Source organism: Martinezella lusitana (assembly GCF_016901135.1).
Lineage (GTDB): Bacteria > Pseudomonadota > Alphaproteobacteria > Rhizobiales > Rhizobiaceae > Rhizobium > Rhizobium lusitanum_D.
The window spans coordinates 1-2,857 of the sequence record NZ_JAFEVL010000076.1 but is presented as its reverse complement, the minus strand read 5'-3'; the positions used below and the strand labels follow the sequence as shown (position 1 = coordinate 2,857).

Genomic DNA, 2,857 nt, shown 5'->3' with positions numbered 1-2,857 from the left:
CATCAGGGCCAGCGGTCATCACGCGCCGCATAAATAGGCCGAAGACATGACTGCACCCGACCCGCAAAGCTCAAACACCGGCCAAAATCACATTGCCAAACGGGCGCCATCCAGACATGACATCACCGGTCACAGTCATACCCTTAGAAAAGGCGAGAATCTACATCAGATCACCGTCCGCGGCAACGCGTTCAGGTGCGGTCAAACGTGAACGATGTCAGCAAGGTCGTGACGAAATTGCTCGCTTTTTCTTTCACGAGCACTTCCGTCCATTCATCCGTCCCGCGCAGCCTCAGGTCCGTATAGATGCTGTCGACGGCTGCCTCTTCGATGCGCTTGACGTGACCCATAAACGCCGCCGCGCCATCTTCACGATACATATCGCGGATGACCATCCGCAGGATTTCCTGAATCGCGATCTGCCAGGCCGTATTGATTGCCTGAAGTTCGCCGGTATTTTCTGCCATGGAAACTCCTGTGGATGATTAATACTCAGCAACGATATAAGCGGTGCTGGTTAGGTCGACGCTGCTGCGATGCCGGATCCAACCGTCATTCAATGCACTCCGACACATCGCAAGCGGTATGTGCCTCCATAGATCGAGCAGCACGCCCGCACGTAGCAGCCGAGATAGATAGACTACCCGCCTTTACGGGATGTCGCTGCTAAGCTTGCCGGGCCTTGCGGTTGGCATAGCGCCGATCGCGGTCAGCCTTTCGAGTGGCTTCATCTTCGATCAGGCGTGCGATGTGGTTTTGTTCAGCCGTCTCGCGTGCTTCGATTTCGGCGCGGGCTGCAGCAACTACGGCTTCCTGCCGCTCGGTCGCCTCGGCCATCAGCCGCTCTTGCTCTTCAAGCTTGACCCGCTCGCGCTCAAGGCGCCGCTCTTCTCTGGCCGCGGCAACAGCCACGCGTTCCGCCTCTCGCGCCAACCTGGTCGGCTCGGCCGCCGTCTGCGCCGTGCGATAGGCAGTCAGGAGAGCCGTCTTTGCTTGCGCGGCAGCCGCGCGCCGATCGATCAGATCGTTGTTCTTGGCGTTCTTCAAGTCTTCATCCTGGGATTCGGGTTATAAAAGATCAGGGCTTCCTGGCGCGTTTAACCAGAAGCGAGGCGGTCGCCGCAGTGCGGTCCTGCAGTTCCTTTGCAAGGCGCGCTTCACGAAGTCGCAGGGTCTTTTCCTCACGGGAACGGGTCAGGAAGTCGAGCTCATCGACGGCGTTGTTGCGGGCAAAGAATTGCGATTGGGCATTGCCGAAGGCAATCTCCGCCTGCAGGCGAGATTTGCTGAATGTCTGTGCCATGGTGTTTCCTGGATTGAGGCCGGGTCAATGCGGCAATAAAAAAGGCCAGGCAAACTGCCTGACCTTGGTTTGGTATCATGCTCTCAACAGTGCCAGTACATCCGTGGTCAAGGGAAAGCAGATACCGAGTGCGTTAGGCAGCCTGGAGATTGCAGGCCGACATTTTGCCCGACTTTACGTCGCGCTCCAGTTCGAAGCCAATCTTCTGGCCTTCGACGAGCTCGCGCATACCAGCGCGCTCGACAGCCGAGATGTGGACGAACGCATCGGTGCCGCCATTATCAGGCTGAATGAAACCGAAGCCCTTGGTGGAATTAAACCATTTAACTGTGCCAGTGGTCATGAAGAACCCTTTCATAGCAATAGAGAGACCACAACGCTCACGCGTTGCAGCTGGTGGATAGCGATTTTTGAAAGGAAGGTTCGTTCAGGGCGCGGTGCCAAACGCGCGGTAACCAAAGCTCAGCAAGCAAATATCGACACTCGTCGTTTAGGCTACCAGTAACGGATTGTCAACTTTTAGTTTTTCAGAAGGCCAAGTCTCGACATATGATTGCACTTCCAGACGGTACATTCGACCGCTGATTTCGTTTCGTCTAAAGACCGCCACGTGCAGTATAAGATTGAGAGCGCAGTAAATCCATGAGGCAACCAAACGTTTGCCTGTAAGTCGATCGCGAGGAACGATAAGACGTATGACGAGACCGTTCGGTGCCCATTGCCGGAAAACTCATCATCGAGCTAGCCACTGACCGTTGTCGGCTCGAACAACAGATTTTGCAGATGGCGCGCCGCCAGCTACCATCGGTGATTGGATAACCATATTTTCCGTCAGGCATGTGACCTCCTATCGGTACAAAAGACCGGTGGAATTCGGCGAGCACCGCTTGATGTTCAGGCCGAGGACAGTTTCGATCAGACGCTGTTGAATTCTCATCTGCAAGTCGATCCGAAGCCAAAATACGTCCGATGGATTCGTGACGTGTTCGGTAGTTGCGTCGCTCTTGTCGGCTTTGCAGGACCTTCGAATGAGCTTTACTTCGAAACGGTCATTCGCCTCGACCATACGCCGCACGCCGCATTCGATCTTCAGATCGACAAGGATGCTTTGACCTATCCTTTCGCATATGATCCGGACGAGATCTTTGATCTGGAGGAACCATCCAGCGCCATTACCCCGATCCAAATGATGACGTTGGCAAGTGGGCACGACAATTCGTGCGGATCGGTCAACCCACCGAAACCGGCCACTTGCTCATGACAATGTGTTACGCGATCCGTGAGAGCTTCATTTAGGCGCGGCAGTCGACGCATGGGACGCAGGTCCCGGTCGAGACCTTGCAGCTTCGGCGTGGAACCTGTCGCAATTTCGCGCTGCTGATGATGGAGGCAGCAACGTCGCTCGGGCTGGCCGCACGTTTCGTGACCGGTTACCTCTATGTTGCCGACCGCGACGGCTCGACGAGCCTGGGTAGCGGATCAACCCACGCCTGGTGCCAAATTTACTTGCCAGGCCCGGGCTGGGTGGAATCCCACCAACGGCATCGTCGGAAA

Annotated in this window: 4 protein-coding genes and 1 pseudogene; 1 reads left to right on the top strand and 4 read right to left on the bottom strand. The window is 55.9% G+C overall.

All coding sequences use genetic code 11. The features are described 5' to 3' along the window. Positions 1-191 precede the first annotated feature (191 nt). The 4 genes from JTP94_RS34810 to JTP94_RS34795 form a co-directional block, all read right to left on the bottom strand. Positions 192-467 carry a hypothetical protein gene (locus tag JTP94_RS34810; protein ID WP_204854892.1) on the bottom strand — a complete coding sequence of 92 codons (276 nt, stop codon included), beginning with the start codon at positions 465-467 and terminating at the stop codon, positions 192-194. Between the two features lie 199 nt (positions 468-666). Then, positions 667-1,047 carry a DUF6481 family protein gene (locus tag JTP94_RS34805; protein ID WP_204854891.1) on the bottom strand — a complete coding sequence of 127 codons (381 nt, stop codon included), beginning with the start codon at positions 1,045-1,047 and terminating at the stop codon, positions 667-669. Positions 1,048-1,078: 31 nt separating this feature from the next. After that, positions 1,079-1,303, bottom strand: coding sequence for a hypothetical protein (locus tag JTP94_RS34800; RefSeq protein WP_204854890.1), 225 nt, complete (start codon positions 1,301-1,303; stop codon positions 1,079-1,081). Between the two features lie 133 nt (positions 1,304-1,436). After that, a complete protein-coding gene (locus JTP94_RS34795) occupies positions 1,437-1,646 on the bottom strand; it encodes a cold-shock protein (protein ID WP_037191038.1) in 210 nt (69 codons plus the stop codon). Positions 1,647-2,118: 472 nt separating this feature from the next. Here JTP94_RS34795 and JTP94_RS34790 point away from each other — a divergent pair. Further along, a pseudogene (locus JTP94_RS34790) lies at positions 2,119-2,857 on the top strand (transglutaminase N-terminal domain-containing protein); the annotation flags it as partial.

Bases quoted from the DNA above. Each gene is read 5' to 3' on its own strand.
- JTP94_RS34800 (WP_204854890.1), bottom strand. From the start codon at position 1,303: ATGGCACAGACATTCAGCAAATCTCGCCTGCAGGCGGAGATTGCCTTC.
- JTP94_RS34795 (WP_037191038.1), bottom strand. From the start codon at position 1,646: ATGACCACTGGCACAGTTAAATGGTTTAATTCCACCAAGGGCTTCGGT.
- JTP94_RS34810 (WP_204854892.1), bottom strand. From the start codon at position 467: ATGGCAGAAAATACCGGCGAACTTCAGGCAATCAATACGGCCTGGCAG.